The 23,970-nt window shown below is 44.8% G+C and carries 18 protein-coding genes; 16 read left to right on the forward strand and 2 right to left on the reverse strand.

From position 1 onward, the window contains the following. The first annotated feature begins 217 nt into the window (after positions 1-217). The 4 genes from ASG85_RS16860 to ASG85_RS16875 all read left to right on the forward strand — a co-directional run bounded on the left by ASG85_RS16860 (position 218) and on the right by ASG85_RS16875 (position 5,875). Positions 218-1,102 (forward strand): ABC transporter permease, encoded by an 885-nt coding sequence (locus ASG85_RS16860; RefSeq protein WP_414858748.1) that lies wholly within the window; start codon positions 218-220, stop codon positions 1,100-1,102. Positions 1,103-1,119: 17 nt separating this feature from the next. Then, positions 1,120-1,998 carry a carbohydrate ABC transporter permease gene (locus tag ASG85_RS16865; RefSeq protein WP_414858745.1) on the forward strand — a complete coding sequence of 293 codons (879 nt, stop codon included), beginning with the start codon at positions 1,120-1,122 and terminating at the stop codon, positions 1,996-1,998. Positions 1,999-2,055: 57 nt separating this feature from the next. Beyond that, positions 2,056-3,582: an extracellular solute-binding protein gene (locus tag ASG85_RS16870; RefSeq protein WP_060647090.1), complete on the forward strand. Its 1,527-nt coding sequence runs from the start codon at positions 2,056-2,058 to the stop codon at positions 3,580-3,582. 217 nt (positions 3,583-3,799) lie between these two features. After that, the gene (locus ASG85_RS16875; protein ID WP_060647092.1) at positions 3,800-5,875 is read left to right on the forward strand and encodes a glycosyl hydrolase family 28-related protein; all 2,076 of its coding nucleotides are present in this window, start codon (positions 3,800-3,802) and stop codon (positions 5,873-5,875) included. Positions 5,876-5,931: 56 nt separating this feature from the next. Here the strand turns inward: ASG85_RS16875 and ASG85_RS16880 are convergent, their stop codons facing one another. Next, the gene (locus ASG85_RS16880; protein WP_060647094.1) at positions 5,932-6,840 is read right to left on the reverse strand and encodes a helix-turn-helix domain-containing protein; all 909 of its coding nucleotides are present in this window, start codon (positions 6,838-6,840) and stop codon (positions 5,932-5,934) included. Positions 6,841-7,020: 180 nt separating this feature from the next. On the opposite strand from ASG85_RS16880, the gene ASG85_RS16885 reads away from it, so the two are divergent. The 7 genes from ASG85_RS16885 (at position 7,021) to ASG85_RS16910 (ending at position 14,158) form a co-directional block, all read left to right on the forward strand. Next, positions 7,021-7,836 carry a phytanoyl-CoA dioxygenase family protein gene (locus tag ASG85_RS16885; protein ID WP_057305428.1) on the forward strand — a complete coding sequence of 272 codons (816 nt, stop codon included), beginning with the start codon at positions 7,021-7,023 and terminating at the stop codon, positions 7,834-7,836. Between the two features lie 336 nt (positions 7,837-8,172). Further along, a complete protein-coding gene (locus ASG85_RS16890) occupies positions 8,173-8,370 on the forward strand; it encodes a hypothetical protein (RefSeq protein WP_057305427.1) in 198 nt (65 codons plus the stop codon). Between the two features lie 189 nt (positions 8,371-8,559). Continuing rightward, positions 8,560-8,727: a hypothetical protein gene (locus ASG85_RS37925; protein ID WP_156390155.1), complete on the forward strand. Its 168-nt coding sequence runs from the start codon at positions 8,560-8,562 to the stop codon at positions 8,725-8,727. Positions 8,728-8,761: 34 nt separating this feature from the next. Continuing rightward, positions 8,762-10,039 carry an isocitrate lyase gene (gene aceA / locus ASG85_RS16895; RefSeq protein ID WP_060647096.1) on the forward strand — a complete coding sequence of 426 codons (1,278 nt, stop codon included), beginning with the start codon at positions 8,762-8,764 and terminating at the stop codon, positions 10,037-10,039. 49 nt (positions 10,040-10,088) lie between these two features. Continuing rightward, on the forward strand, positions 10,089-11,669 hold the full coding sequence (aceB, locus tag ASG85_RS16900) for a malate synthase A (RefSeq protein ID WP_156396645.1): 1,581 nt from the start codon (positions 10,089-10,091) through the stop codon (positions 11,667-11,669). Positions 11,670-11,773: 104 nt separating this feature from the next. Next, positions 11,774-13,102, forward strand: a complete 1,329-nt coding sequence (locus ASG85_RS16905) for a DRTGG domain-containing protein (RefSeq protein ID WP_060647100.1) — start codon at positions 11,774-11,776, stop codon at positions 13,100-13,102. Positions 13,103-13,255: 153 nt separating this feature from the next. Further along, entirely contained in the window at positions 13,256-14,158 is a 903-nt protein-coding gene (locus tag ASG85_RS16910; protein WP_060647101.1) for a polysaccharide deacetylase family protein, read from the forward strand. Between the two features lie 653 nt (positions 14,159-14,811). Here ASG85_RS16910 and ASG85_RS16915 read toward each other — a convergent pair. Then, a complete protein-coding gene (locus ASG85_RS16915) occupies positions 14,812-15,027 on the reverse strand; it encodes a hypothetical protein (protein ID WP_060647103.1) in 216 nt (71 codons plus the stop codon). Between the two features lie 115 nt (positions 15,028-15,142). Here ASG85_RS16915 and ASG85_RS16920 point away from each other — a divergent pair, with 115 nt between their 5' ends. From ASG85_RS16920 to ASG85_RS16940, 5 genes are all read left to right on the forward strand, one after another. Further along, on the forward strand, positions 15,143-15,481 hold the full coding sequence (locus ASG85_RS16920) for a VOC family protein (protein ID WP_057305421.1): 339 nt from the start codon (positions 15,143-15,145) through the stop codon (positions 15,479-15,481). A 56-nt stretch (positions 15,482-15,537) separates the two neighbouring features. Next, positions 15,538-17,844 carry a glycosyl hydrolase family 95 catalytic domain-containing protein gene (locus ASG85_RS16925; RefSeq protein WP_060647105.1) on the forward strand — a complete coding sequence of 769 codons (2,307 nt, stop codon included), beginning with the start codon at positions 15,538-15,540 and terminating at the stop codon, positions 17,842-17,844. Positions 17,845-17,978: 134 nt separating this feature from the next. Then, positions 17,979-20,351, forward strand: coding sequence for a glycosyl hydrolase family 95 catalytic domain-containing protein (locus ASG85_RS16930; protein ID WP_060647107.1), 2,373 nt, complete (start codon positions 17,979-17,981; stop codon positions 20,349-20,351). 119 nt (positions 20,352-20,470) lie between these two features. Next, the gene (locus tag ASG85_RS16935; RefSeq protein ID WP_060647109.1) at positions 20,471-22,777 is read left to right on the forward strand and encodes a helix-turn-helix domain-containing protein; all 2,307 of its coding nucleotides are present in this window, start codon (positions 20,471-20,473) and stop codon (positions 22,775-22,777) included. 214 nt (positions 22,778-22,991) lie between these two features. After that, entirely contained in the window at positions 22,992-23,957 is a 966-nt protein-coding gene (locus tag ASG85_RS16940) for an ABC transporter permease (protein WP_414858747.1), read from the forward strand. Positions 23,958-23,970: the final 13 nt, after the last annotated feature.

Below are 23,970 nucleotides of genomic sequence, written 5' to 3' on the forward strand. Positions count from 1 at the left end.
TTACCATAAGGAACGCTAGTGATTATAAGGCACGATTTACAGATGTGTTTTTCACGTAAATAAGAATTGGAGCGCTGCTGATTATTGAATGCAACTGTAGGCTTAGGTAATCTGACGATATCAACCGAATTAAGGAGGACAATGGATAGTGGAACTGATTTCTGCGTCGGTCAAAACGGCAGCCAGGAGCTATACCCGCCACAGAGTATTAGCGAGACTGATTAAAAACAGGTGGCTGTATCTGATGGCAATTCCAGGCATGCTCTACTTTATTGTTTTTAAATACTTGCCCATGTGGGGACTTCTTATCGCCTTTCAGAACTACCAGCCTACACTGGGAATGCTGCATAGCAAGTGGGTCGGGTTTGAGCATTTCGAACGCTTTTTCTTTGATAGCTCTTTTGTCATGCTATTTAAGAACACACTCATCTTGGCTTTTTACAATCTTGTATTCTTTTTCCCACTTCCAATTGTCATGGCTCTATTATTAAATGAAGTCAGGAAAGAAGTGTTTAAACGCACCATTCAAACCATTGTGTATATTCCGCATTTTGTATCGTGGGTCGTTGTCGTGGGGATTTCTTACATTTTCTTTACGACTGAAGGTGGAATTGTCAACGATATGCTTGCAGCGTTGGGATTCCCCAAAGTTGAATTTCTCATTTCAAGCGAATGGTTTCGTACGATGATCGTTTCGCAAGTCGTTTGGAAAGAAACCGGTTGGGGGACGATTATCTTTCTAGCTGCATTGGCTGGGGTCGATCAGCAGTTGTATGAAGCTGCTACCATCGATGGTGCGGGTCGATTCCGGCAGGTATGGCATATCACGCTTCCGGCTATACGAAGTGTTATCGTCATCCTGTTCATTCTAAGACTCGGCTCTTTCCTAGATACCGGATTTGAACAAATCTTCCTAATGCTAAACGCCATGAACCGTGAAGTAGGCGAGGTATTCGACACTTATGTTTATAATGTGGGTATTCAGCAGGGCCAATTCAGTTATAGTACAGCCGTTGGATTGTTCAAATCATTGATCGGACTGATGCTTGTTATGGGTGCGAACCGGATGGCCAAAAAATTCGGCGAAAGCGGTCTATATTAAGAAAGGAACGGTACATAATGATCAGCAAAAGCATAGGCAGCCGTATTTTTGACGGTATCAATTATACATTTCTCATTCTAGTTGCTTTGGTAACCATTATCCCTTTTATCTATATCGTGTCCGTCTCGTTTGCGGAACCGGAAGAGGTGCTCCGGCGCGGCTTTATTTTATTTCCTACTTCATTCTCGCTTGAGGGATACAGATACATATTTTCCACCAGCATCATGATAAGGAGTTTGCTCGTTACAGTAGGAATTACAGTGGTGGGGACATTTATCAATTTGTTGTTTACATCGCTATTGGCGTATCCATTATCGAGGCAGGACTTTGACGGTAGAAAGTTATTTATGATGCTTATTGTATTTACGATGCTGTTTAATGGCGGTATTTTACCTACCTTTCTCGTCGTCAAATCGCTCGGACTGCTTAACAGCTATTGGGCGCTGCTCATACCGAACGCCATTAGTGCTTTTAATCTGATCGTGGTGGTGAGCTTTTTTCGGCAATTACCGGAAGGGCTCGAAGAGGCCGCGAAGATCGACGGCTGCAGCGATCTGGGATTGCTTTTCCGCATTGTACTCCCTTTATCGGCACCGGTACTGGCAACGTTTGCTTTATTTTACGCCGTGGGACATTGGAATACATTTTTCAGTGCAATCTTGTATATCAACGATGCTAAAATGTGGCCGATACAAGTTTGGTTGAGGCAAATCGTGATCTTATCTCAGGGAGGGATCGGCGATTCCACGCAGTTCGATCAGAACTATATAGCTCCACCATCGCAAATCATCAAGATGGCCGTTATCGTCATCTCAACCGTTCCGATATTGATCGTATACCCTTTTCTGCAGAAGCATTTTGCCAAAGGGGTCATGCTCGGCTCTGTTAAAGGTTGAAAGGGTTTTCAAAAATATGAATCACATGAAAAAAATTCGGGGAGGCAATATTTCAATATGAAACGCCAATTGAAAATGAGAAGAACAGGAATTACAGTCATAAGCATCATCGTAGGAGCAGCTGCATTACTCACGGGCTGCGGGAGCGATTCGAGCCCAGCTGCAGGAGGAACTGGAACGAGTGCCGCAACGGCTAGTAAGGAGCCTTTAAAACTAAGCATTATGACGTTAATGTACGCGGAACCTCCCAAGGCAGACAGTGATGTCCAAAAGAAGATCGAAGAATATACGAACACCAAGCTCGATATCTCTTGGGTGCCAAACTCTTCTTATAAGGACAAGGTCAATGTGACGATCGGTTCAGGTGAACTGCCGAAGGCCATGCTCGTGCAAAATAATAAAGACTCCAATATTTTGAGTGCCATTCGTTCGGGCATGTTCTGGGAAGTTGGCCCGTATTTAAGCGCGTACCCTAATTTATCTAAAATGAATAAATCGGTATTCGACAATATTAAGGTGGACGGTAAAATTTACGGACTATACCGCGCCCGTGACTTATCGACCTCTGGGATTATTTTTCGAAATGACTGGTTGAAAACCGTCGGTTTAAGTGAACCGAAAACAATGGATGAGCTTTATAACATTCTGAATGCCTTTACATTTAACGATCCAGATAAGAATGGAAAGCAGGATACCGTTGGCTTGACGGAAGAAAAAGTAATGGATGGTTTTAATACGGTGGCTTCTTACATGGGTGCTCCGAACGGCTGGGAAGTGAAGGACGGCAAGCTGAGCCCGGATTTCCTATCACCGGAATATTATGAAGCGATGAAATTTTATAAAAAACTGTATGACGAGAAGCTCATTAAACAGGATTTCCCTGTGCTGAACAACCAACAGAAAAAAGATGATATCAATCAAGGAAAAGCAGGCGCTGTGATTTCCAATATGATTGATGCAGCGGGCTACCAAGCAACGCTTACCAAAACGTTCCCTGGAGCAGATATCGATGTGGTGAGCCGCATTAAAGGACCAAAAGGGGAAAGGACGTACGGTGGTCAAGGCTATAACAGTGTGTTTATGTTTCCGAAATCGAGTGTGAAGACGGAGGCTGAGCTGAAGCAGATCCTCGGATTTTATGATAAGCTGTCTGACCAGAAAATGCTCGATTTGCTCGGATGGGGCATTGAGGGAAGACATTTTAAAGTAGAAGAAGGTAAACCGGTATTCATCGACCAAAAGCTGCAGGACACAGAGGTTGGATCCAATTATCTCCAATTGCAAGTAGCGAAATATACGGCGAAAACAACAGGTAAAGAAACACAACTGATGGAGAAATACGGAAAAATGATAAGAGACAACGAGGCGATTGCCGTGAATAACCCATCTAACCCGCTTGATTCTAGTACGCAAACGACGAAAGGCAGCGAATTAAAACAGATCATTGACGATTCCCGTACGAAATTTGTACTGGGCAAGCTGGATGAAGCGGGCTGGAAGCAGGCAATCGAGCAGTGGCGAAAAGCCGGCGGCGATAAAGTTATCGAAGAATTCAGTGCGCAGTACGCGAAAAATGCGAAGTAATGATATTGAAGGGGCAGATCTGCCCCTCCTTGAATATCCAACACATCATTCCACATGCCAAAAACAAGTCCCCGTAAAAGAGGGGACCCCTTCTTGCGATAAACGGTAAACGCTTACATTACAATTGATCTTATAAAGGAGGTGATCAAACAGTTCGGACACCCAGAAACGGACATAAGAGCTTAAAAAATCTAATAAAATGATGGAGGTTCATTTGATGAAAAAGAAGCTCGGTTGGAAGTTGTTAGCAACAGTATGGATGTTTATGTTAGTTCTATCATTTGTTGTGCCTAGTAAATCGGCATATGCAGGCACGCCTTGGAGCAGCTCCGTATATCCATCTGATTGGACCCCTGGTTTTAAAGATGCGCAAGGCCGATTTCTTCAGGACTTTTCATATGCGGGCTATTGGAGAGGTGAGAAAAGTATCCCAGCCACTCCGCCAGGCGCCACCTATAACGTCGTAACACAGTATGGGGCAGATTCAAGCGGGGCCAATGATTCCACGAATGCCATTCAGAATGCCATTGATGCTGCCGGAGCCGCTGGTGGAGGTATTGTCTATTTACCTGCGGGTACTTATCGTGTTAAGCCGCAAGGAACAGCTACAAGTGCCCTCTGGATTAATAAAGACAATGTCGTGCTCCGGGGGTCAGGTAAAACATCAACGTTCATTTACAATGATTCTACGAGTATGCGGAGCAAAGCAGTCATCCGTATTTCTCCTGTAACGTCAGCGGATTGGTTTACGCCAACGAATACACCTACTTCCATCCGAAGTGATGTGCATCCGTTGGCGATGTCAATTCCTGTTAATAGTGTTAGTGGATATTCGGTGAACGAATTTATTATTGTGCACTCCGATGCAACGGATGCTTTCATTGCCGAGCACGGTATGACCGGTAAGTGGGACGCATCTGTGAAGGGACCAACGTTCTACCGGAAGATTACAGGTATTGATGCTTCTACCAACACGCTTACCCTTGATATTCCTATACGTTATGATGTGAAAACAAGGGATAATGCACGTGTATATAAGATAGGCGAAGCCATTGCAGAGACAGGAATCGAAGATTTGTCTATCGGTATGAAGCAGCATACGGGAACAGGCTGGGGAGATTTGGACTACAACGTGGCAGGCACAGGTGCTTACGATGTGCATGACTCTAAGGCGATAACGATCGTAAATGCCAAAAATAGCTGGGTGGATGACGTCAACAGCTACAAACCTAGTTCAAATAGCGGAGATTATCATTTGTTATCCTATGGTATTACGATCAATCAATCTCGTACAGTCACCATACAGAATACCCATTTTCAGAAGCCGCAGTATAAAGGCGAAGGCGGTAATGGATACTTGTACGCCATACAGGGCTCGGATAACTTGGTGCAAAATGCGACGGCCACGAACGGAAGACATAACTTCAATTTCAGAAGTATGTGGACGAGCGGAAACGTCATTTACAACAGCACATCGAATACGCCTCGTCTGGCTACGGATTTCCATATGCATTTAAGCATGGCCAACTTATTTGATAACATGACGCTGAACGGAGACTTTATTGAAGCCGTGTATAGACCATATGGAACGATAGAGCATGGATGGACAACGACCCAATCGGTGATCTGGAATACGAATGGTACTGCCTATGCCGCTGGACAGTCGTCTATTGTGAAATCAAAGCAATTTGGTCAGGGCTATGTGATAGGAACTCGGGGAGCTGCGAACGGTGTGACCTATACAGTACCTGGTTCTGATGGTTCTGCGCCGCAGGATCTGGTACAGGGTATTGGTACTGGATTGGATCTGGTGCCACAATCCTTGTATTTGGACCAAAAGGCCAAGAGAAGCATAGGAGGGCCCGTTAATCTATTGACAAACCCCGGGTTTGAAACAGGAGATCTGACAGGATGGACGGAATGGCACAGTGGAGCGCTAGCGCAAAAAGTGGATACGGATTTACCATGGAGTGGAAGCTATAAGCTGACCCATTGGGCATCAACGAATTACCAACAAATAACGTCTCAATTGAAGACAGTGCCAAACGGACTCTACTCGGCTAGCGTATGGGTACGCTCCAGTGGGGGGCAAAATACGTTACAGCTATTCGCGAAAAACTTCGGCGCCGCAGAAATCGATGCTGTTATTGGAACCAGTCCAATACCGAATTATACGAAATATACGATAGACAACATCCCAGTGACAAACGGCCAAGTTGAGATTGGGATATGGAATGATGCCAACGGCGGTAATTGGGCGGCACTCGATAGTTTCGAATTAGTGAAAAAGTAAACGTGAACTGACTTAGTGCCACAATCGTTGTATTTGGATCAAAAGTCAAAGAGAGGTTACTGAACCATTGGGCCTCCCTCGCCACCGTAAAGTCGAAATGAAGACGGAGACATGCCGGTAATGGATTTGAAGTGCCGACTGAAGTAATGGACGGAAGCGTAGCCGAGCTTGCTGGCAACAACCTCTACTTTTTCTTCCTCCAAGAGCAGCTTTTTAGCCAATTGTATCCGTTTACGAATCATGTAGGGCTTCGGCGAGATGCCTATCACTTCCTTAAATAACTGGGCAAAATAGGCATGGTGATAACCGCACTGTTGGGCTAGCTCTGATAAGCTCCACGGATGTTCTGGATGCTCTCTGATCATCTGCAGCGCTGGTCCAATCAGGCTTCGCTTGGAGCTATGAAGCGCTAAAATTTCTAATTCTTGGCGAACAATTTCAGCTAATACTTGCATCAGAAGACTTCTTAAAACGAGCGAATAGCCGGGCTCCTGCTCTTTGTATTCCTGAACAATCTGATGCAGCAACCGTTCTCCCGTGACTAGCCTGAAATGATCAGGAATGGCGACGCTGCCATAACCGTCGACTTCAACCGTGTACCGCAGCGGCGAGTCAAATGGCGGTCCGCCTGCAAAGCGTTCCAGCTTAGCGCCAGGGTGAACAGGCTCTGGAGACACTCGGTGCCAATCGAAGTGCAGGCTGATGAAAGTTGCTGCTCTACTCGGATGCACGGATAACATATGCGGCGTCCCCGGTCCATAATAAGCACATTCGCCGGGAAGCAGCGAGTACATATGGGCGCCTATCCATAAATCAATTCTACCGGATAAAACGTAAACAAGTTGGCAATCAGGGATCGTACGAGGGCCGAAAACGAAGCCTGACGAAACATCTTTCTCCACATTGGCATAGTTCACTGCAGGGAGTAATAAGGCTATCGGTCCAAGCGGGTGAGAAGGTTCCATTTGGCGTGCTCCTTCGTCGATTTGTTATTCTAAGCTACTTCGCTGCTATTGGCCAAAAACCTTTGAAAAGTGCAACTAGTTCTAATCTTTATGGCAACGACTATCGAACCATATGCTGATACACTTGATCTTGTAAGCCGAAACATAGGCTTCAACAATTAGCGGACGGGGGATTAGGGCATGCTGACGGCGGAGCAGGTACTGTTGTTTGAACGTGATGGTTTTGTTAAGGGCGATGTTGTGCTGAACGACGAGGAAGTTGAGATTCTGCGTCGTGAGTTGGATCTTGTATTGGAAGGGAAGACCGTTAAGAAACCGGTACTGAATCGCAACTTGGCTTCAGAGAGCAGTGAATATGGCATGAGCATGGAAGCCAGTGAAACAATTGTTCAGGTTGTTAACATCTGGATGGCCAGCGATGTCTACTTGCAGCATGCAGCTAACCTCGCGTTATGCGAGGATGTGGCACAACTCGCCGGTACGGACACACTGCGCATATGGCACGATCAAATTCAATACAAACCGCCTATCACAGGCGGGCCTACGAAGTGGCATCAGGACCATCCGCTGTGGCCGATCATCAAGCCAGCAGAGCTAATAAGCGCATGGGTGGCGTTGGACGATGCTGTTGTTGAGAACGGCTGCATGTGGATGGTACCCGGCAGTCATCAATGGGGAGATCACCAGCGGCATTTGCTTCACGGGGCTGACCATATGCCGAAGCATAAGCGTCCTGAACTGCTGCCTGAAGGTGTAGAGATAAAGCCGATTCCGTTCGAGATCAAGAAGGGGCAGGTTGGCTACCATCACTGCATGACATGGCACGGCTCACTGCCGAATCAATCGCAGATGAAACGGCGTGCCATTGCGGTCCATTATATGCCGGGACATATTCGTTATGAACCTGTAGGCAATCATCCCATGAATAAGCATGTTCATGTTCAACCAGGCGAACTTTTGACCGGAGACGATTTTCCGGTTGTTTATAAGAAGTAACAAAGAATGAAGGGGCAAGTTCTATGAATTGTGACGCTATTCGTGGACATTTAAAAGAATGACTCTAAATTAAGCGGTTAAAAGATGGCTCCTCGGGGTCATCTTTTTTAATGTCCATTGTGTCCATCTTTCGGGTCACACAGCACTAATCTTGCCGCATCATTTATTATGTTTAACCTTAATTGCTGTTTTTGAGTGTGCTACAAACAATGTTATATAACAATTAAAATATTTTAAAATTATTATTGCATAAATGTTTTGCTTAGTTATACAATATAACATATAAACACAGTCTGTATTGGTACAATGGTTCATATGTTGAAGGGAGAGATGGGTATGAGTAGTTTAGCATCGTCGATGGAGTTTGAAAGAAGGAAATTCACAAACCTTCGCGCCTATGATTTTCAGCGGTCTGTTGCAAAACGAGAAGTTTGTACGGAACACGATGAATGCGGTGAAACGGCTCTATATCCATTGTCTCCATTGTCTTTGACACTGTACTATGCCTTTGATAATGATGTGGAAGTGGGATAATTGGCCGACTGCGCAGCGTATATAATAAAATGAAAAAGCCTACCGATTTTTCGGTAGGTTTTTTATTGTTATAGTACATTTATAAAAGTAATTAATTTTATAAAACAGTATTGAACATTGTCTTGTTGTGTGTTATATATTATATAACAAAATGAATTCTGTATTAATACATTAAAGGAGGAAACAACAATGGATTGTCCAACATGCCAAGGTAATGGTGATTTAGAGGAAATGAGAAGCACAGATGAGCACTTTCACAAAGAGGGGTCGTCGATCCATTTTGGTCAGGATCGTATCCTTTGGCCCAACACTTGTCCGATTTGCGGCGGCAGCGGATTTCTAGACGTATCCTTTTAAAAAACAAAACCCAATAAAGGAGTGCATTAGGATCATGAGCAAACAAATTCAACGTGAACAACTGCAAGCAAGCTGGAATTCCAAGCGATTCGAAGGGGTGTCTCGACCCTATTCGGTTGAGGATGTGCTTCGCCTTCGTGGCTCTGTAATGATTAAGCAGACACTGGCTGAACAAGGAGCTCGTAAATTCTGGGAGCGGGTTAACGAAGAAGACTTTGTACCTGCACTTGGCGCTCTAACGGGAAATCAAGCTGTGCAGCAAGCAAAGGCAGGACTTAAAGCAATTTATTTAAGCGGTTGGCAAGTTGCCGCCGATGCGAACTTATCCGGTCATATGTATCCCGATCAAAGTCTTTACCCAGCTAACAGCGTACCTAGCGTTGTGAAAAGAATTAATCAGGCGCTGCAGCGAGCCGATCAGATCCAGCATGCGGAAGGCAAGGGAAGCATCGACTTCTATCTCCCCATTGTGGCAGACGCGGAAGCTGGCTTCGGAGGACCACTTAACGTGTTCGAACTGATGAAGGGCATGATTGAGGCTGGAGCCGCTGCTGTCCATTTCGAGGATCAGCTATCCTCCGAAAAGAAATGCGGTCATTTAGGTGGCAAAGTGCTGCTGCCAACACAGCAAGCCGTAAAAAATCTTATCGCAGCAAGGCTTGCAGCCGATGTGATGGGCGTGGAGACGGTGCTAATCGCTCGAACAGATGCGAATGCAGCAAGTCTCCTGACGAGCGACATTGACGAGAATGATCGGCCGTTTCTAACTGGCGAACGCTCACCCGAAGGATTCTTTTATGTACATGCAGGCTTGGATCAAGCGATTTCACGCGGTCTTGCATATGCACCTTATGCGGATATGGTCTGGTGTGAAACCTCGGAGCCAAATCTAGAGGAAGCAAGACGTTTTGCCGAAGCGATTCATGAGAAATTCCCAGGCAAACTGCTCGCATATAACTGCTCTCCCTCATTTAACTGGAAGAAAAAATTAGATGAACCTACGATAGCGAAATTTCAACAAGAGTTAGGTAAGCTGGGTTATAAGTTCCAATTCGTAACCTTGGCAGGCTTCCATGCGCTGAATCACAGCATGTTTGAACTCGCTCACGATTATAGAGATCGTGGCATGGCTGCTTACTCACAGTTCCAGCAAACCGAATTCGCTAGTGAATCTCGCGGTTATGAAGCGACGCGCCATCAGCGCGAAGTAGGAACGGGCTATTTCGATGAAGTTTCCCAAGTTATTACGAGCAGAACTTCTTCCACTACTGCGCTTGTCGGCTCCACAGAAGAGGAGCAATTTGCTCATTAATAGCCATGCCAGAAGGTTTAAGGAGATGAGGATATTGATCGACCAAACTATGCTAAGGGGAATTGAAATCGAACCGACTTCTACGGAGGGGCAGAGGATTCTCACGCCGGAAGCATTAGCATTCGTGGCGCTGCTTGAGCGTACATTTGGAGCAAAAAGACTAGAGCTGTTGCAAGAGCGCAACCTGAGGCAAAGTCGTATTGATGCTGGAGAGCTGCCAGACTTTTTACCAGTAACTGCAAGGATACGCAGCAGCGATTGGAGCATATCGCCGATCCCTATGGATTTGCAAGACAGACGTGTCGAAATAACAGGTCCAGCTGGCGATCGTAAAATGGTTATAAACGCGTTCAATTCTGGTGCTTTCGTCTATATGGCAGACTTCGAGGATGCTAACTCGCCAACGTGGAACAATACGATCGATGGTCAAGTGAATTTGTACGATGCTGTTCGTCGAATGATCGCTTTCACCAGCCCGGAAGGGAAAAGCTACAACCTTCAAGCTCAGACAGCAGTGCTCAAAGTTCGCCCACGCGGTTGGCACTTGGAAGAGAAACATATGCAGGTTGATGGGCGTCCTGTATCCGGTTCGTTATTTGATTTTGGCCTATTCTTTTTCCATAATGCAAAGGCACTGATTGAGCAAGGAAGCGGCCCCTATTTTTACTTGCCTAAGCTTGAGAGCCATATCGAGGCACGTCTTTGGAATGAAGTGTTCCTATTTGCTCAGCAGGAGCTGGGCATTCCGCAAGGTACGATCAAGGCTACGGTGCTCATTGAGACGATCGTCGCTGCCTTTGAAATGGACGAAATTTTGTATGAACTTCGCGAGCACAGTGCAGGCCTGAACTGCGGACGGTGGGATTATATCTTTAGTTATATTAAAAAGCTGCAGAAGCAGCCGCACGTCATCGTGCCCGATCGAGCGCTCGTTACAATGGAATCGCCGTTCATGAAAGCTTATTCGCTGCTCGCCATCCAGACTTGTCATAAGCGGAATGCGCCTTGCATCGGAGGCATGGCCGCACAAATTCCGGTGAAGAATGATCCGAAGGCAAACGAAGAAGCAATGGCGAAAGTAAGAGCAGATAAGCTGCGCGAGGTGAAAAATGGTCACGATGGCACATGGGTGGCTCATCCTGGATTAGTCCCTGTCGCCAAAGCGATATTCGATGAGCATATGCCTTCAGCCAATCAAATCGACAAGCAGCTTTCTGGTACCAAAATTACCGCTGAACAATTGCTTGAAGTGCCGCAAGGTCCGATAACAGAGACGGGGATTCGGACGAACGTCAGCGTCGGCATTCAGTATTTGGAAGCTTGGCTGCGCGGTTTCGGCGCTGTACCGATCAACAACTTGATGGAAGACGTGGCCACTGCGGAAATATCTCGTGCACAGCTTTGGCAGTGGATCCACCATCCACTAGGAATTTTGGAAGACGGGCGTAAAGTAACGGCAGAACTATTTCAACAGATTCAGTTTGAAGAGATGGCAAAGATGAAAGAAAAGCTTGGGGAAGAGATGTTCCAGCAAAGGAAGTTTGACCAAGCGAATGTTCTTTTTACCCAGATGACGGTTTCACCTGAATTTGAAGCTTTTTTAACCGAACAAGGGTATCGATATTTGTAATTGTAGTAATTTGAGACAGGGCCTTCATGAGGCTTCTGTCTTTTTTTATTTGAATATACTATAATTATTTCAATGTTATAGAACAGTTCAGCGAGGTGTGAACCATGAGCACGGGCCATTCGGAGCTTCATACGAAGCATGAACAAATTACGAAATATATTGAATCCTTGGCTGTAGGCACCAAGCTGTCTGTTCGGCAAATCGCTCAAGATCTGGATGTGAGTGAGGGAACGGCTTATCGGGCTATCAAGGAAGCGGAAAATATCGGTCTGGTAAGCACCAAACGGCGGATCGGTACGATTCGCATGGAGAAGAAAGAAGAACCCGTCATTGATAAATTAACGTTCTCGGAAATCGTCAATGTGGTGGAAGGCGTTGTGCTGGGAGGTTCTTCGGGTATACATAAGTCACTGAATAAATTCGTGATTGGCGCGATGCAGTTGGAGGCCATGCTGAAGTATATTGAAGCAGGTAATTTACTCATTGTTGGCAATCGTGTACAAGCACACATGTGTGCACTAAGTCAGGGCGCTGGCGTATTGATTACCGGTGGATTTGACACCACGCCTGAAGTTAAGGAGCTTGCAGATGAACTGCAGCTGCCTATCATCGGCAGTTCATTCGATACATTCACAGTTGCCACGATGATTAACCGCGCCATGGAAGATCGCCTTATTAAGAAAAAGATTATGATCGTCGATGACATCGTGCGCAAAAACAGCCCTATTTATTCGCTGCTCGCGGCTAATACGGTCAAAGACATGCAAAAACTGGTTGAGGAAACGACGCATACCCGGTATCCTGTCATCGACGACAATCAGGTTCCGATCGGCATGATCACGACGAAGGACATCATAGGTGCGAAGCCGAATCAGCTCGTTGGCACCTTGATGACTCCTAATCCGCTCATGATTAACTTGAAAACGTCGGTAGCATCAGCTGGACATACCATGGTGTGGGAAGGTATTGAGCTGCTGCCCGTCATAGATGCCGATCGCAAGATGATCGGAGTCATTAGCCGTAAGGATGTTATGAAAGCCATGCAGCATATGCAAAGGCAGCCTCAGAACGCTGAAACATTCGAGGTACAGATCTATTCGGGGATCGACGAGCTTCGAGATGAGGAAGGCAAGCTGTATTTCCAAGGAACGGTTACGCCGCAAATGACGAATTTTGAAGGTTTGGTCTCTGAGGGTGTGCTGACAACGATTATGATTCGAGCGGCCTATCGTACGGTTCAGGAGCAAAAGAAAGGTGATCTCATTCTGGATAGTTCTTCCAGCTATTTTCTGATCCCGCTGCAAATCGATGATGTCATCGAAATCGTCCCCTCGATCGTAGAGATGAGCCGCAGATTTTGCAAGATTGATATGGAAATCAGAACGAACGGCACTAGAGTAGCTAGATCCATGTTTACGGCACGAATTTTATAATTGTAATAGAAGATGAGCCACCTGTTGAGGTGGCTATTTTTGCTTTTTGGAAGCATAAGTTTGCACTACAAATGATATGTATTATTTATCTAATGACGAAGCGCGGGCTGGTTATCTTTGTTTAAAATTAAACTGGGGGAGGAGTCACAGCGAATGAATGCATGGATCTTCTACTTAATGCTAGCTTTAGCGCCTTGGGGAAATGTGGGGAACCAGGATGATCACCTCAATCAGGTTTGTTCCAGCATTAATGAAAGCGCAATCATTAGACCGGCTGTGGATACGAAGGTTATCCATTATACCAATCAAGCTATTTTTCTTACCTACCACCATCTGGATGAAAACGAGTCATTTGTGACGATTACCCCGGCTAAATTTAATCAGCACCTCCAGGTATTAAAAGAAAATCATTATAATGTGATCCCGATCGAAGATTATAGCTGTTTTCTAGAGCATCGAAAGTCAATTCCCCCGAATGCTGTCGTGATTACTTTCGATGATGGCTATCGATCCTTTTATGAGAAGGCATACCCTTTACTGAAAAAGCAAGGGTTCCCGGCAACTAACTTTGTTGTTGTCAGTTATCTGGATTCTGAATATCCGTCTCTACCCTTTTTGACCTGGAAGCAAACACAGGAGATGAAACACGATGGATTCAGTTTCTATTCTCATACGTTTGACCTTCACCAAAAAAAGAAGGGGGATGGAGGAGGTACCGTACCTACTTTGACGAATCGCATTTTCCTAGAGCAGGAAAAGCGGTTGGAGACGGAAGAGGAAAAGAGAAAAAGAGTCCGTGAGGATCTTTGGATGGCCGAAGCCCTGTTAAAAACGCAGCTAGACAATAAGCTTTCCATGCTATGTTTCCCTTTTGGGGAATATAATCAGACCGTTATGGATGACGCGAAAGAAATGGGTTTCCGTTATTTTATCACGACAAAAGAAGGGATTAATTCGGGGGACAGCAGAGAAATAAATCGGTTAAATGTTGGCATGCCCTATCTATCCGCGGATAACTTTCTCAGAAAGCTGCAGAACTATGATCGTAAAAAGTAAGGGAAGGAACTTTGCAGAAAAGGCAAGGAGTGAAGGGGCCTGTCCCAAAACTCATATTTGGAAAATTCATCTCCTACTTTGCGAATTTCGAAGCTTGAATACGATTTCCATTGGAGTTAATCCAGTGGAAATCGGGATTTGGCAGCCTTTAAGTTAATTCCATTGGATTTTTTTCAATAAAAGCACGAATTTTGAGGACTGTGAAGCGATTCCATTGGAAGGTCTCCAATGGAAATATGAATTTCGTGCTGAATAGAGTTTCGAATGTCCCATAAGGTCAAAAGACATTTAAGGGGTGTCTTACTTCCGCGCATTAATCAATCCCCACACGCTGTGTTCGGAAAGAAATAAGGGTCTCTGGAGACTCTTATTGCTCACCATTAGCCACTTTTTATCGAAATAGAAGCCTCTGGGGGCTCTTATTCGCGCAGAATGATCCCCACACGCTGTGTTCAGAAAGAAATAAGAGTCTCTGGAAACTCTTATTTCCCACAATTAGTCACTTTTTATCGAAATAGAAGCTTCTAGAGGCTCCTTTTTCCGCTGTTTAATCCCAAACGCAGTGTTCGGTAACAAAAGGGGCTTTTCCCAAAAGGTCATTGACCTTTGAGACAGCCCCTTTCATTTAATATGTAGATGAGAATACGCCTTATTTACGTAAGGCTATCTTCATCAGCACTGCCAGATTGTTCAGTCCGTGCCTCTGCTAATTGTGCATGTGCTTGGTCAAGCTGTTCGTTTGCTTGCTGAACAGCCCTTCTTCGATGAGTACTAATCGATTGTGCTTGATTCAGTTCGCTTAGGGCATCAGCTACCGCATTATGGGCTTCAATTTCTGCATTTTGTTGTTCGGATTGTTGGTTTGACATAGCATGCATCTCCGATCTATGTTTTTTTGGGCAACGTTAATATTGCCACAATTTGACTAAATCATTCGTTATCCGTATCGTAAAAAAAGAAATAATGAAAAGGTAGTAGTATCATATGGGGAAAATTAACAAACTCGGCGGATGCGGTTTTCATCATGTTGCGATACGAGCAAGCAACTTCGAAGCAACGGTTAAATTTTACACTGAAGGATTTGGCTTTACGGAACGTTTAAGCTGGGGAGAAGGCGACAGGAGAGCTGTTCTGCTTGATACGGGAGATGGCGATTATCTGGAAGTGTTTGCGGGTGGTGTGTACCAGGGGCTAAGCCGGGAGGTGCTATTATCCATATGGCGTTTGAGAACTGATGATGGAGCAGTCCACTTTTTCGAAACGCTGGACTGCTTTTTTAAGAGAAGCCTAACGTGTCTTTACACGATAAATCGCAAATGGTAAGATTCAAATCATACACGATATATAATGTGTGATGAAATTGAGGAGGCTGCAACTGCATGAATGATCTGAAACTATGGTATACAAATGCTGCACTGAACTGGTCGCAAGGGCTGCCATTAGGAAACGGAAGACTAGGTTCCGTCATCTATGGTGGGATCGAGAAGGAAACCTGGAGTATGACCGAGGTCACGTATTGGTCTGGAAAAACGGAGAAGACCAAAAGTTATTCCAAGGGCAAAGATGATCTTGATCGGATGCGGCAGCATTTCTTTACAGGCAATTACAAGCGTGGGGAAGAACTAGCTCAGCAGGCACTGCAGCCTAAAAAGCAAAATTTCGGTACGAATTTGCAGATGTGTAATCTGATCCTGAATGTGGAACATCATGGTGAAGATCTCCAGCGTGTACTAAGCCTTGAAAACGCTCTATTTCATACTTCTTACAGCGTAAACGGCAAAAACTTTACCCGGGAAATATTTGCTTCGCACGCGGATGATATTGTAGCTTCGCGCTTTTGGAGTGAGCAAAAAGGGGGCATTTCATTCACGTTAGGCATGGAAGGTCTGACTGACAACTTTACGAAACGGGCAGCCGAGGACGCTGTGATCACTTTTAAAGGACAAGCGACGGAAAACATGCACAGTGACGGTAAGTGTGGAGTTTTCTGTCAAGGAATGGTCAAAGTGACTGCACAGGGCGGTACCATTATTATAGAGGATAATCAGATTGTCGTAAGAAACGCAGATGAAGCATGCATCTACTTTGCCGCAAATACCGATTATGGGAAAAAGGATGAAGGTTGGCTGCAAGCATCTAAGCGCCAACTGGCACAAGCCATCGCACTTGGCTACGCAAAGCTTAAAGAGAATCACATATCCGATTATCATCGGTTGTATGGCCGAGTGAATCTTGACTTAGGTCATTCAGCCGCGTCCTACCTGCCAACGGACGAAAGAATTCGTCTTTTCCAGAACGGACAAGATGATGATCCGCAATTATTTGCCTTATTTTATCAATATGGCCGCTATTTGATGATTTCCGGTTCACGTGCGGACTCTCCTTTACCTCTAAATTTACAAGGCATATGGAATGATGGCGAAGCCAACCGTATGCAATGGAGCTGTGATTACCATCTGGACATCAACACACAAATGAATTACTTTCCAACAGAAGCTAGCAACTTGGCAGAATGTCATATCCCGTTAATGAATTATTTGGAGATGTTATCGCAAGCTGGCAGAACGACAGCGCATGACTTTTATGGATGCGAAGGTTGGGTCGCTCACGTCTTCTCAAATGCATGGGGGTTTACGGCTCCGGGTTGGGAAACCTCGTGGGGACTGAATGTGACAGGGGGCTTATGGATTGCAAGCCAACTGCGAGAACATTATGAATTTAGCTTAGATCAGGAGTTCTTAGCGCAGCAAGTTTATCCTGTGTTGAAAGAAGCCGCAGCCTTTTTCCTCGACTACATGACGATGCATCCACAATATGGGTGGCTTGTAACTGGACCTTCTAACTCACCGGAAAATAGTTTTTATATCGAAGACAACGTTCATCAATTGTCGATGGGATCGACACTCGATCAAGTATTGGTTCGTGACTTATTCGTCTTTTGCTTAGAGGCTGCCGATATGCTGCAAGTAGATTTTGATATGCAAACAAAGTTGAAGCAAGCCATTGCTAAGCTGCCGCCCCTTCGTATTGGGAGCCGGGGACAATTACAGGAATGGTTGGAAGATTTCAAAGAAGCACAGCCGGATCATCGTCACCTATCTCATCTAGTCAGCTTACATCCCGGTAACCAAATCACCCTAAGAGGAACACCAGAACTGAGCGCCGCTGCAAGAACTACACTAGAAAATCGCATGTCTCGCGAGGCGTTGGAAGATGTTGAGTTCACGGTTGCCTCTTTTTCAGCGAGCTTCGCCCGATTAGAGGACGGCGAACATGCTTATAAGCATTTAACCCATTTAATCGGTCAATTGAGCTTCGACAACTTATTAACGTTTTCCAAACCGGGGATTGCTGGAGCGGAGAAACACATATTTGTCGTAGATGGAAATTTCGGAGGGACGGCAGCTATTGCAGAAATGCTGCTGCAAAGTCATGCCGGAGAAATCAATTTGCTGCCTGCCCTGCCAAGGAAATGGCATACAGGTAAAGTTTCAGGACTGCGGGCCAAAGGAAATATAGAAGTTGATATTGTTTGGGAGAACGGTAAGTTGATGGAGGCCACTATTCAAGCATTCTCAGATGGTCGGACATTTCTGCGCTTCCGTGAACAAAGTGTTCCGCTCGATCTAACAACGAATACTGTCTATAAAATCGACAAGCTGTTGAAAGTGACTCAGAAGAAATAAGGAAAATGGTATGCTCTACGACCCAATTGTACCTATGCGATTATGCCCTAAAACTATATAATCAGTCATGTAGTAAGCGCTATCATATAGATGAAGTTCAGTTTTGCATGGACGGTATTCAGGGGGTAGAGGTATTGAATTCACAAGAACAAGCGCGTAAACATACCATTATTTACGATCGCCCGGCAGCGACCTTTTTCGAAGGAGCATTATTAGGGAACGGAGGGTTGGGGGCAGTTGTTACGACCCGACCCGATGCGGTCCTTATTCATTTCGGACATAACAACGTGTGGGATATTCGGATCGCCGAAAATAATCAAGAACATATAGGAACCTTTGAGAGCTTGTTCTCTAAACTAAAGGACATCCCAGACACGTATGCTTCATTAAGCGAGGAAGAGTGGTACCGCGAATATGTCACGATGACTAGCGAGAACTACAACTTCCCATATCCTAGACCGATGCCGTGCGGCTCCCTACTTCTGGGTTTCGACCCGCGGACCACAGAAGTGCTAGGATATTCGTTGTATATTGATTGCGGGATGTGCGAAATCCATTTTCTGAATGAAGGGGCTTCAGCCACGCTGCAGGTTTTTGTCGACCAACAAGCTGATCGACTATGGGTGGCGATGAAGGATTCTGATCAAGCTGGGAAGGCTGCTACTTTCTTCAATCGATTGAAGCTCATCCCGGATCCTTCAACACCCAAGGAGATTCCCTCATTCCGGGCTGCAATCGATACTTCCAATAAGCTTTTAGCGTTCCACCAAACGCTTCCCTTCTCCTGCCTAGAAGAAGAGATGCGAGATGGACATCCTAACGACCGTGCGTTCCGCTTATCAGCAAGGATCGCGCCATCAATTTCGGTACAAGAAAGCAGTCATGAACTGGAAGTGTTACTAGGTAAAGAAGCAGGATTCTTCGTATGCATCAAGTTAGACGAAGGACTTGACTCTGTCATAAGTCATGAAATAAAGCCGATTGATCCACCGACAAATGAGTCATTCGCCTATGCGTTATCAGGTTCGTTGCAAAGTTGGAACGACTATTGGTCGCATTCGGGCATCATTTTGCAGGATGAATTTCTAGAGCAAATCTGGTATCGAAATTTATATTTCTTCCATTGCGCTGTGAAGCCAGAAGCCACTTGCCCAGGTTTATTTGCGAATTGGAGCTATGGCATGATCGGTGCAGATTGGCATGGCGATTATCATATGAATTACAACACACAGCAGCCATTTTGGGTAGCATTCTCAAGCAATCATGTAGACAAACATTTGGCCTATGTGAACATGGTTGATCATATTCTCCCTATCAGCCAAAAGTGGGCGAAAGAATATTACGGTCTTCGCGGTGCCTATTACCCGCATTCCGCTTACCCTGTGGACATGAATATTATGCCTTACCCCGTACCACACTGGGGCTGGGAAATATGTGAAACACCATGGACCGTGCAGAGTCTTTGGTGGCATTATCTATATACGATGGACAAATCGTTTTTGACTGAGCGTGCCTTCACACCAATGAAAGAAGCCGTATTATTTATGGTTGATTATATGAAACGGCCGGAAGCGCATGGAGAGGCTTGGGGTGATGACCGATATCATATTTTCCCAACCGTCGTACCAGAATTGTATGAATTAACCCCTGGGTTCAAGAAAAACAGCGATTGTATCGTCGACTTAACATTAACGAAGTTTCTGTTCAACGCTTTCACCAAGGCGTGCGGCGAGCTAGACCGAAACGATGAAGAAGCCGAACTGCTCGCTGAGGTGCAGGAGGTTTTACATAAATTTCCTGATTATCCGACGGCAGAATCACAGCGGGGTAAAGTATTCGTTTCTGTACCGGGTGAAGATCCCGAAGTCGTCTATAATGTTCCCAACGGGGTTTCAACCATTTTTCCCGGAGAAGACCACGGCTTGCATACATCGCCCGAGCAATATGAGATCGCCGTTAATTCCTATAAGAATCACCGCAACGAAGGTGGAAACGACCTTGTTTTCTATCATCTCGCAGGGGCGCGATTAGGTCAGCTTGATCTGGAACGATTTAAACGTCAAATCAAATACTGTCTGCTTCCAAATGGAACATGCACAGACAAACTACTGCAATCCGGCGGGCGGTATTCCGACACAACGGCTTTTGATTATATGGGATCGATGGGCATATGGTTTGAAAATTTTGCATTGCCCGCTGTTATCAATGAGTGCTTGATGCAAAGCTATAATGGCATCCTTCGCTTTTTCCCTAACTGGGACATAGAGAAATATACGGAGTTTTCCACGCTGCGCGCGGTGGGAGGCTTTCTTGTAAGTGCTGCAGCTAATCGGGAGGATGTCCTATGGATAGAAATATATAGTGAGGCTGGCTCCCGGCTTCAGATCTATAGCCCTTGGGAAAAGGGTGTTAGATGCATACACAGTAGAGGGGAAGAAATGCTGACAGGGAACATCATCACGGTGGACACAATGAAAGGTGAACATATTCGTTTCCTAAGAGCTTAAGTAAAGGTCATTTGCGAAAATCAGAAAAGACCCGTCAAGGGGTTTTTTTTGTTGAAGAATCGTGCTAACTTGTTAAAGAACGTATTCCGAAACCTCCAAAATGAAAGGGAGAATGGTTAGTGCCCAAGTTTTCCAGATTATTTCGAAGGTTTCTGATCTCTTATATCGTTATTTTGATCATTCCCAGCATTGCAGGCTACATGTCATACCGTACTTCGATCACGGTCACACAATCGATTTCCATTGAGAATAATGTGACGCAGCTTCAAAAGAGCCAGGAGATTCTGGAACGCAGAATGGCCGAAGTTGAAAGTTTTACGAGGCAGCTGGCTTTAAACCAAGACCTGAGTGTCCTTTTGAACGAAAAATTGGTCGATGATAAAGCAAATGTGTATGGGGTCTGGAAAATAACGAGAGATATTAAGGCCTACAGCCAAACGAATGATTTTTTGAAGCATTTCTATATTTATTTGACGAATTTTAACGTCGTTATGACGCCAGGCAATGCTTATTTTCGCCCTGAGCATTATTATCAGACTTCCCATTACACCAATCTTTCCTTGGACGAATGGAAAAAAACGGTATTAGAGAAAACACATAGAAGCGAAATCATGCCGCTGAGTCCGTTTGTCAATAACGGCGTCCAAACCTCCGTCGTCACCTTTATGCAATCGCTCCCATTAGACAGCTTCAGTGATTCTCCACCGGCCACGGTTGTCACCATTATTGATGAACAAACAATCAACAGTGTTTTGTCCGGTTTAAGAGATCCGAACAGCGGTTGGACGCATATTAGTGATGCGGAAGGACATACCATTAGCTTGCAGGGGATCAGTCAACAGGAAATGGATCACTTATCTGCTGACAGCCGCTTCGATAAAGAGAAAGTCAGTCAATTCTATGACGATGATCTCGTGATAAGGATTCAATCCAAATTAACGGGTTGGGTATACAGCACAGGCATTCCAAGACATGTCCTAATGGAGAATGCGAATAAAATCAAGTACATCACTTGGTCGGTGACCGGTGTTGCACTAGTGATCGGGCTTTTTGTTGGTTTTATGCTGTCTTATCGAAATACGGTGCCGATTAATAGGCTGCTAAGTGTAATGAAAGACCAGTTTGGCAAGGAAGCAACGACAGAGCGCAATGAATATGATTTCTTGCAAGGTAATATTTCGAATATCATTACGAATAACAAGCGCCTTGAGTCTGAGTTGAATAGGCAGCTTCCATTAATTCGAGATGCTTTTTACAAACGCCTAATTGCGGGAGAATTTCAATCGAGGGAAGAAATGATTTCTGCTGCCGCGCAAGCTGACACAGGGCTAAATATGAATACCGGGTACACAGGTATCGTACAAATCAATGGCTACTCCGGTATGGATAGCGTTGAAATTCTCAACGAGCTGAATGCGGCCAGACTCATCCTGAAACAGATATTAATTGATTCAGGCAGCCACTTGCATGTTCATATGACTGATTTGGGTTCAGATCGCATAGTAACCCTATTTACATCAGGAGAAAAGGATGAAGGTGAAGAAATTGGCAAGGAGGAAATCGAACAACTCGTGGCTAATCTTGCCAATCTGGCCTTTACCGATTATCGAATTACCATTACAGCAGCATTAAGTGATCCCTTTGCTTCCGTCATGGAGATTAGCCGTTCCTATGAGCAAGCCAGACAGGCCTTAGAATACGCCGTATATATGAATAGAAAAGGAATCGTTTGGTACAGTGATACACGAGTAGAGAGTAACACGTATTATTATCCAATCGAAATGGAGCTGCGATTAATCAGTACAATTAGGGCAGGCGATGTGGATGAAGCCGAGCGGATCGTCAAGTCGATGATCGAGCAAAATACAGAAAATCGAGAGCTTTCTGTGGAGATGAAGCATCAGTTCATTGGAGAAGTGAAAGGAACGCTGCTTAAATTACTCGACCAGAAGGCTCTCATGGAATCTCCTATGTTCGAGAAAATCAAAAATCGGATCATTAGCATCCAGGCCTCTGAAGCCATTGAGCTGATTTCGCGTGAAATCAATGAGATTATCTCAGCCATGTGTGGTCTCATCACGAGTAAAAAGAACGATGCGCATATTAAAACAGTGAAGCAAATTAATGAATATATCGCTGAAAAGTATTCAGATCCCGATTTAAATCTGTACCGGATAGCTGAGATTGTAGAGCGTCCAGAAAAATACATCTCCCAATTATTTAAAGAGGTAACGGGGACGAATTTATCCGATCATTTGGAAAAAGTTAGAATGGACCATGCAGCGACTCTTTTAAAAAGAAATCAATATAACGTGGATGAAATCGCTTCGCATGTTGGCTATAACAGTTCACATTCCTTCCGAAGGGCGTTCAAGCGAGTTATGGGCGTATCGCCAAGCTCGTTCAGACAGTCCCCAGAAGAATGAAAATCCTAATCGCTTAGGCGGTTAGGATTTTTTCTGTCTCATATGGCTGTAGCGGGGAAAATGGCCGTTCGAATAGGAAAAATGTCCGCTGAATTCGGGTTATTTGTTCGTAAAACGACGCAATTGTACCTATACGGGAGCAACAATAGACCCCTATAATCAGCCATATAGAAAGCGCTATCAGAACTGCATGAGGAATTTAGGGGGGAGCATTTTGGAAAAAGGGATTGTAATCGAACGCAGCAGAGTGGCACCAAAAGAGCGTGGAGGCCTCCTCACAGCAGCGGCAAAGAGTTTTAGAAAACACTGGCAACTGTATCTTATCGTCATTCCGCCAGCTTTGTTTTTCCTTATTTTTAAATACTATCCGATGTTGAATGCCGTCCTTGCTTTTAAGGATTACAACGTCACTAAAGGGATATGGGGAAGCCCATGGGTAGGATTCAAGCATTTTAAGTTGTTTTTTGATAATCCGATCTTTTGGACGTTAATTAAAAATACACTCCTCATTAGCGGATATTTGTTAATCGTCGGGTTTCCAATTCCCATTTTGTTAGCCTTGGCTCTTAATGAAATACGCAACGGCAAATTTAAGCGGTTTGTTCAATTGGTTTCGTTTGCTCCTTATTTTATATCCACCGTCGTTATGGTATCCATTATCATGCTTTTTCTAGCACCACGGCTAGGCTTCGTTAATGTGGCGATGAATCATTTCGGAATGGGATCAATCAATTTTCTTGGGGAACCCGGCATGTTTCGCTCGATCTATGTGTGGTCGGATATTTGGCAGACGGCAGGCTATTCGGCAGTTATCTTCTTGGCTGCGTTAGCAGGAGTCGATCCTTCACTTTATGAGGCAGCCAAAGTAGATGGCGCTTCACGGTTTCAGAAAATCCGTCATATCGACTTGCCCAGCATCATGCCAACCATCACGATTGTTTTCATTTTGAATGTAGGGAGTGTCATGTCGCTTGGCTTCGAAAAGATCTATCTGCTGCAAAATCCGCTGAACAAGATAAATTCCGAAGTGATTGCCACTTACGTATATCAAATTGGTTTATTGAACGCGAACTATAGTTTTGCTACTGCGGTTGGATTGTTTAATTCTGTTATCAATTTAATTCTGCTTGTTAGTGTCAATATGGTAGCAAAGCGATTATCGAATACGAGTATCTGGTAAACAATGGAGGAAC

It is taken from the genome of Paenibacillus sp. Soil724D2, from assembly GCF_001427935.1.
GTDB lineage: Bacteria > Bacillota > Bacilli > Paenibacillales > NBRC-103111 > Paenibacillus_E.

What these genes read in the sequence shown, in the direction of transcription:
- ASG85_RS16865 (WP_414858745.1), top strand. Translation starts at nt 1,120, where the DNA reads ATGATCAGCAAAAGCATAGGCAGCCGTATTTTTGACGGTATCAATTAT.
- ASG85_RS16870 (WP_060647090.1), top strand. Translation starts at nt 2,056, where the DNA reads ATGAAACGCCAATTGAAAATGAGAAGAACAGGAATTACAGTCATAAGC.
- ASG85_RS16875 (WP_060647092.1), top strand. Translation starts at nt 3,800, where the DNA reads ATGAAAAAGAAGCTCGGTTGGAAGTTGTTAGCAACAGTATGGATGTTT.
- ASG85_RS16880 (WP_060647094.1), bottom strand. Translation starts at nt 6,840, where the DNA reads ATGGAACCTTCTCACCCGCTTGGACCGATAGCCTTATTACTCCCTGCA.
- ASG85_RS16885 (WP_057305428.1), top strand. Translation starts at nt 7,021, where the DNA reads ATGCTGACGGCGGAGCAGGTACTGTTGTTTGAACGTGATGGTTTTGTT.
- ASG85_RS16890 (WP_057305427.1), top strand. Translation starts at nt 8,173, where the DNA reads ATGAGTAGTTTAGCATCGTCGATGGAGTTTGAAAGAAGGAAATTCACA.
- ASG85_RS37925 (WP_156390155.1), top strand. Translation starts at nt 8,560, where the DNA reads ATGGATTGTCCAACATGCCAAGGTAATGGTGATTTAGAGGAAATGAGA.
- aceA (WP_060647096.1), top strand. Translation starts at nt 8,762, where the DNA reads ATGAGCAAACAAATTCAACGTGAACAACTGCAAGCAAGCTGGAATTCC.
- aceB (WP_156396645.1), top strand. Translation starts at nt 10,089, where the DNA reads ATGCTAAGGGGAATTGAAATCGAACCGACTTCTACGGAGGGGCAGAGG.
- ASG85_RS16905 (WP_060647100.1), top strand. Translation starts at nt 11,774, where the DNA reads ATGAGCACGGGCCATTCGGAGCTTCATACGAAGCATGAACAAATTACG.
- ASG85_RS16910 (WP_060647101.1), top strand. Translation starts at nt 13,256, where the DNA reads ATGAATGCATGGATCTTCTACTTAATGCTAGCTTTAGCGCCTTGGGGA.
- ASG85_RS16915 (WP_060647103.1), bottom strand. Translation starts at nt 15,027, where the DNA reads ATGTCAAACCAACAATCCGAACAACAAAATGCAGAAATTGAAGCCCAT.
- ASG85_RS16920 (WP_057305421.1), top strand. Translation starts at nt 15,143, where the DNA reads ATGGGGAAAATTAACAAACTCGGCGGATGCGGTTTTCATCATGTTGCG.
- ASG85_RS16925 (WP_060647105.1), top strand. Translation starts at nt 15,538, where the DNA reads ATGAATGATCTGAAACTATGGTATACAAATGCTGCACTGAACTGGTCG.